The 6,612-nt window shown below is 68.7% G+C and carries 5 protein-coding genes and 1 pseudogene; 3 read left to right on the forward strand and 3 right to left on the reverse strand.

Annotation, left to right across the window (positions count from 1 at the left end; genetic code table 11):
• Positions 1-5: 5 nt before the first annotated feature.
• Entirely contained in the window at positions 6-1,637 is a 1,632-nt protein-coding gene (locus ABZ656_RS37570) for a protein kinase (RefSeq protein WP_360274239.1), read from the forward strand.
• 117 nt (positions 1,638-1,754) lie between these two features.
• Here the strand turns inward: ABZ656_RS37570 and ABZ656_RS37575 are convergent, their stop codons facing one another.
• Positions 1,755-2,297, reverse strand: a complete 543-nt coding sequence (locus ABZ656_RS37575) for a bacterial proteasome activator family protein (protein ID WP_054234194.1) — start codon at positions 2,295-2,297, stop codon at positions 1,755-1,757.
• A 156-nt stretch (positions 2,298-2,453) separates the two neighbouring features.
• Between ABZ656_RS37575 and ABZ656_RS37580 the strand changes: the two genes are divergently transcribed.
• Positions 2,454-2,933: a hypothetical protein gene (locus ABZ656_RS37580; RefSeq protein ID WP_101399221.1), complete on the forward strand. Its 480-nt coding sequence runs from the start codon at positions 2,454-2,456 to the stop codon at positions 2,931-2,933.
• A gap of 112 nt (positions 2,934-3,045) precedes the next feature.
• Here the strand turns inward: ABZ656_RS37580 and ABZ656_RS37585 are convergent, their stop codons facing one another.
• Entirely contained in the window at positions 3,046-4,035 is a 990-nt protein-coding gene (locus ABZ656_RS37585; RefSeq protein WP_101399219.1) for an NAD(P)H-quinone oxidoreductase, read from the reverse strand.
• 160 nt (positions 4,036-4,195) lie between these two features.
• Positions 4,196-4,885, reverse strand: a pseudogene (locus ABZ656_RS37590) (NAD(P)-binding protein); the annotation flags it as partial.
• A 277-nt stretch (positions 4,886-5,162) separates the two neighbouring features.
• Here ABZ656_RS37590 and ABZ656_RS37595 point away from each other — a divergent pair.
• Entirely contained in the window at positions 5,163-6,272 is a 1,110-nt protein-coding gene (locus ABZ656_RS37595; RefSeq protein WP_101399217.1) for a potassium channel family protein, read from the forward strand.
• The last annotated feature ends 340 nt before the right edge of the window (positions 6,273-6,612 follow it).

The following is a 6,612-nucleotide window of genomic DNA, read 5'->3' on the forward strand; positions in this document are numbered from 1 at the left end:
AGAACATGAGCCAGGACGGCGCACAGGGCCGGTACGCGGGAGGCGCGGTCGCCGGCGGCCGCTACCAGCTGCGTGATCTGCTCGGCGAGGGCGGCATGGCCTCGGTGCACCTCGCCTACGACTCGGTGCTCGACCGTCAGGTCGCGATCAAGACACTGCACACCGAGCTCGGCCGCGAGCAGGCCTTTCGCGAGCGCTTCCGCCGCGAGGCCCAGGCGGTGGCGAAACTCACGCACACGAACATCGTCTCGGTCTTCGACACCGGCGAGGACGAACTGGGCGGCATGACGACGCCGTACATCGTCATGGAGTACGTCGAGGGCCGCCCGCTCGGCTCCGTGCTCGACCAGGACATCGCGCAGCACGGCGCCATGCCCGCCGACAAGGCCCTGAAGATCACCGCGGATGTGCTGGCGGCCCTGGAGATCAGCCACGAGATGGGCCTGGTCCACCGGGACATCAAACCGGGCAACGTGATGATGACGAAGCGCAACGTCGTCAAGGTGATGGACTTCGGCATCGCCCGCGCCATGCAGTCCGGTGTCACGTCGATGACGCAGACCGGCATGGTCGTCGGCACCCCTCAGTACCTCTCCCCGGAGCAGGCGCTCGGCCGGGGCGTGGACGCCCGGTCCGACCTCTACTCCGTCGGCATCATGCTGTTCCAACTGGTCACCGGGCGGCTGCCGTTCGAGGCCGACTCACCGCTGGCCATCGCGTACGCGCATGTCCAGGAGGAGCCGGTCACGCCCTCCTCGATCAACCGCTCGCTGCCCCCGGCGGTGGACGCGCTGATCGCCCGCGCGCTGAAGAAGAACCCGAACGAGCGCTTCCCGAGCGCCGAGACCATGCGCGACGAGTGTCTGCGGGTGTCCCAGTCCCTGCAGGCCGCCGCGCCGAGCATCGTGCCGGGGGCCAGGACGTCGAGCGGCGCGGGTGTCGGCTCGGCCGTCTTCCCGCCCGTGGACCAGGCGATGCCGGCCCCGGGGCCCGTGCAGACGCCGTACCAGCCCAATCCCTACGGCGCGCCGACCCCGCCGCCCGCGCCGTCCCAGGCGTACGGATATCCGCAGCAGGGGGGCTACCCGACGCCGGGGGTCCCGGCGTACGCCCCCCAGCAGGGCATGTCGACCCCGCCGCCGTACCACCTCGCGCCCCAGCCCCAGACCTCCGTCCCGGGCGGTTCCGGTGGCCGCAAGGGCAACAGGGCGGTCGTCGTCGGCTCGATCGTGGTCGCGCTCGTCGCGATCGGCGGTCTGATCACCGCCCTCGCGCTGAACAACAACGGCGGCGGCGACAACCAGGGAGGCGGCGGCAGCAGCCCCTCGCCGTCCGTGGTGGCGGGGCACAAGGGTCCGGACACGTCGAAGACGATCGACAAGGAGAAGTGCACGTCTCCGCAGGAGTCGTACAACGACCCGAACAAGATCCAGATTCCGGACTTCCAGTACAAGAACCTGACGTCCGTGAAGTCCTGCTTCCAGGCCGCTGGCTGGCAGATGAAGATCAAGAAGGTCGACGAGAACACCTACGGCCAGGACACGATCATGGATCAGTTCCCCTCCGCGGGCGTGGACGTCGATCCCAAGAACATGCCGGAGATCGAGCTGAGCGTCTCTTCGGGCAACCCGTCCTGAACCACCACACATAAGACCCATAACACTCATGAGCGCCCATAGCGCCCATGAATACCCATAAGGCGGGCCCGGCACTTCACGTGCCGGGCCCGTTTCGTGAGAAGGGGTCGCCCAGGGCTACAGGTACGGTCCGCCGGAGCGGCCGCCCGCGCGCGGGTCCTCGTCGCCGTCCAGGCCGCCGACACCCGGCGGGAGCGCGCGGCGCATCTGCTCCAGCTGGGCCCTCGCCGCCATCTGCTGGGCGAACAGAGTCGTCTGGATCCCGTGGAAGAGGCCCTCGAGCCAGCCCACCAGCTGGGCCTGCGCGATGCGCAGCTCGGCGTCGCTGGGGGTCGCGTCGTGTGTGAAGGGCAGCGAGAGCCGCTCCAGCTCCTCGACCAGCTCGGGCGCCAGGCCGTCCTCCAGCTCCTTCACGGAGCTGGCGTGGATCTCCTTGAGCCGGACCCGGCTCGCCTCGTCCAGGGGCGCGGCGCGCACCTCTTCGAGAAGTTGCTTGATCATGCTCCCGATACGCATGACCTTGGCGGGCTGTTCGACCATCTCTGTCACCGGGACCTCGCGGGAGTCCTCGTCTCCGGTGCCGCCGAGAGCCATCCCGTCCTGGCCCACGACCAGGATCTGGGGGTTCTCCGGCGACCTTTCGTTCCTCGGCATCTCCATGCCGCCATTCTCTCGCACACCTCCACCCCATCACGGTGGTGCCCCCCATGCAGCGTGATCCACCGTCCAGGTGACCGCCGAGATGCCGGGAAGGGTAGGTCATGTGAGGCTTGCCCCATTGATCATGGGACTCCTCACCGGGAGGGGGTCACCCACGTGACTCCACGACTCACCGTGCTCCGTGTGCCCGGACTGCTGCTCGTCCTGACGACCGGCGCGGTATCCCCTTCGTACGCCGTCTCACGCGCCGTCCCGCACTCGGTGTCGTACGCCGCCGATCCCGCTCCGAGCGCCGGCGCATCCCGCGCGGGGAGCAGCGCGGGCGAGGGCCGTAGGCGTCCAGGGCGCGAGGAGCCCTCGGCGCCGGACGAGGACGGGAGCGGGAGCCGCGAGGACACCGTGCCGACGTACACGGACCGCGACCCCGCCGGGGAGAACGCCGCGTCGGACCGCCCGGAGGCGACCGGTGCCCCCGAGCCGTCGCGGCCCGCGGCCGTGCCCGTCCAGCACGACGAGGTCGGCCCGGCGACCACCCCCGAACCGGTCCTCAAGATCCTGCCTCTCGGCGGCGGGCTGATCCTCATCGGCCTCGGCCTGGGCCTCGCCTTCCTCGCCCTGCGCCTGCGACGCGGCTGAGCGGATCGCCCGGGCACCCGGACCGGGTCGCCGGGCTTCGGTGTCGCAGTCGTTGCCGGGAACGGCCCCTCGTCCCCTTCTAGTCCCTTCCCAGTCCTTGCCCAGTCCTTGCCTACTCCTTGCCGGGGACGACGAGGAGGACCTTGCCGATGTGGCCGCTCTCCTCCAGGACCTGGTGAGCCGTCGCCGCCTCGCTCATCGGCAGCTCGCGGTCGACGACCGGCCGTACATGGCCGGAGGCGATCAGCGGCCACACGTGCTCGCGCACGGCCGCGGCGATCGCCGCCTTCTCCCCGAGCGGGCGGGCGCGCAGCGAGGTGGCGCTGATCGCGGCACGCTTCGTGAGGAGCGCGCCGATGTTCAGCTCTCCCTTGGCGCCGCCCTGCAGACCGATGATCGCGAGCCGTCCGTTGACCGCGAGGGCCCGCACGTTCCGGTCGAGGTACTTGGCGCCCATGTTGTCGAGGATGACATCGACGCCCGAGCCGTCCGTGGCCCGCTCGATCTCCTCGACGAAGTCCTGCTCGCGGTAGTTGATGAGGATGTCCGCGCCGAGTTCGGCGCAGAAGTCGAGCTTCTCCTTGGTACCGGCCGTGACGGCGACCTTCGCACCGACGGCCTTCGCCAGCTGGATCGCCATGGTGCCGATGCCGCTTGAGCCGCCGTGCACGAGCAGGGTCTCGCCCGGGCGCAGGTGGGAGACCATGAAGACGTTGGACCAGACAGTGCAGGTCACCTCGGGCAGCGCGGCCGCCTGCCTGAGGTCCAGGCCCTCGGGAACGGGCAGCAGCTGTCCCGCCGGGACGGCGACCTTCTCGCCGTATCCGCCGCCCGCGAGCAGCGCGCAGACCTCGTCGCCGACGGCCCATCCGGAGACTCCGGGGCCGATCTCGACGATCCGGCCCGAGCATTCGAGTCCGGGGTACGCGGAGGCGCCGGGCGGCGGGTTGTAGAAGCCCTGCCGTTGCATCAGATCGGCGCGGTTGACGGCGCTGGCCACTACTTCGACGAGAACTTCTCCGTGCCCGGGAACGGGGTCCGGCACATCCGTCCACGTGAGCACTTCGGGGCCGCCGGGCTGGGTGATCGTCACTGCCTTCATGAAGCTGACGCTACCCCTGTCACACCGTGAGAAGCCCGCGGGCACCGTCCGCGGCGCGCTGCCGCGGCGCTCGACCCGGCGGACGACGACGAGGGTGGTCGCGTGGTCCCGGCACGCTGGGTGGGTGTCCGCGGAAGTCCGAGGATTCAGCCCCGAGGATTCAGTCCTGGGGCAGCGGTCGGCTGTGCGGTGCCACCTGTGTGCCGCGCGTGACCCGCACGATGGTGATCAGCCGGTCCGTCAACCGGAGCTTCCCGATGGCCGGATCGTCGTAACCGAGCACGCGATGCCCCCGTACGACACTGACCACCAGGTCGTCCGTCTCGCGTACGCCCTTGCCCACCTCGGCCTTCACGACCGGCCGTTCCGCGATGTCGAGCCCGCTGCCCTGCTGGATGAGGTCTTCCATGACCATGCCGGCGCTGGGGCTGAGCACGGAGAGCCCGAGGAGCCGTCCGGCCGCGCTGGCACTGGTGATGACGGCGTCGGCGCCGGACTGCTTGAGCAGCGGCGCGTTCTCCTCCTCACGCACCGCGGCGACGATCTTCGCCTGCCGGTTGAGCTGGCGTGCGGTCAGCGTGACCAGCACGGCCGTGTCGTCGCGCTGGGTCGCGATGATGATCTGCCGCGCCTTGTGGACCTCGGCCCGCATCAGCACATCACTGCGGGTCGCGTCCCCGACGACCGCGGCATACCCTTCGGCCGTCGCCGCGTCGACCGCCTTGGCGCTGGGGTCGACGACCACGACCTGCTCCTTCTTCAGCCCGGTCGCACAAACGGTCCGCACCGCCGACCGCCCCTTGGTCCCGAACCCCACAACGACGGTGTGGTCGCGCAAAGTCGCCCTCCATCAGTTTCCCGAAAGTACCTTATGGGCATGGACAACGACCTTGTGCAACCGGCCCGGGAGGACATCTTCAGCCCCGAGACGAAGCTTCAGTACCAGCGGACACACCGAACCGCCCGGTGAGGCTTTGGCTGATCTTCATCGAACAGAACCTCACCCGGCATACGTCCGAAGCCACCCAGGAGAGGGACGTGCCGGGTTCTGTGGTTCAACACCGGTGCAGCGTCGTCCGAGATCATGGTCACCACGCCGGCTGGATCACCGTCGCAGGGGGCAAGCGATGAACGACGAGAAGCAACCACCGTCCAAGACCGGGAGGTTCTCGATTCTCCGGTCTCTCTGGTACCGGTCACGGGCCGAGGCTCTGGACGACGCCGAGGCCGGACGTTCGATCACCATGCCCATCGAGAGCGGCGTGCCGCCTCTCCAGCAGGTTCTACGGCGCTTGGCCATGGCCCTGTTGGTGCTGGCCGTCACTACGTTTCTCGTCTGGTTCGACCGGGACGGCTACAACGACAACTCAGACGGCGGCGTCGACTTCCTCGATGCCGCGTACTACGCGACCGTCACCCTCTCGACCACCGGATACGGCGACATCACCCCGGTCAGCGACGCTGCCCGGCTCACCAACATCCTGGTAATCACCCCGCTGCGCGTCCTCTTTCTGATCATCCTGGTCGGGACCACGCTCGAAGTGCTCACCGAGCGCACCCGCCAACAGGTGCGGGTGCATCGTTGGCGCTCCCGCATGCGGGATCACGTGGTCGTCGTCGGCTACGGGACCAAAGGCCGGCACGCCATCGAGACGCTTCTGGGGCAGGGCATCCCCAAGGACAAGATCGTTGTTGTCGACCCGCAGCGGAAGATCGTGGAGGCCGCCGGCACCGATGGGCTGGTTTCGGTACTCGGAGATGCCACCCGCTCCGACACCCTTCGAAAGGCCGAGTTGCAGAGTGCTGCCCGGGTGATCGTTGCCCCTGAGCGCGACGACACCGCGGCATTGGTCACCCTTACCGCGCGCCAGCTCAACAAGCGCGCGGCCATCGTCGCCGCGGTGCGGGAAGACGAGAACGTACCGCTGTTGAGGCAGAGCGGCGCCGATACGGTCGTTACCAGCTCCAGCTCCGCAGGACGTCTCCTCGGTGTGTCCATGGCCAGCCCTCATGCCGCAGACGCTTTGGAGGATCTGATGACCTCCGGAAGTGGACTGGATCTCGCGGAGCGACCGGTGACCAAGGATGAGGTTGGTCGATCGCCTCGGGAGTGCACGGATCTGATCGTGGCCGTCGTACGCGGGAACGCAGTCTTCGACTACACCGAGCCGCAGGCCGCGACCCTCCGGGCCGGAGACCGTGTGATCTCTATCAGGCAGTCAGTATCCATCAGCTGATCAGGCAAGACGTGACCCTGGCGTCGTGCTGCGTGCTGCGTGCTGCGTGCTGCGTGCTGCGTGCTGCGTGCTGCGTGCAAGTGTCGGCTCGTAATGACTCCAACGACGGCGGAGACCACGCATCCGGCCACTGTCCCCGCAGACACGGTTTCCAAGGTGCCGAATCTCGCTCAGGACGGCATCAAGACCGTGGCGTCCGCCGCCTCCGTCACAGGCAGCGCCGCATATCCCCTCAAGGGCGGAGCCCTAGGCCCTGTCGTCAAATTCCCGTCTGCCCCGCGACGCCATGCACGCACTCTCACCGCGCCAGGCACAGACCCGAGTACGTCCAGTACGAGGG

Origin of the sequence: Streptomyces sp. NPDC007095 (genome assembly GCF_040634475.1) — a bacterium.
Taxonomy (GTDB): Bacteria; Actinomycetota; Actinomycetes; order Streptomycetales; family Streptomycetaceae; genus Streptomyces.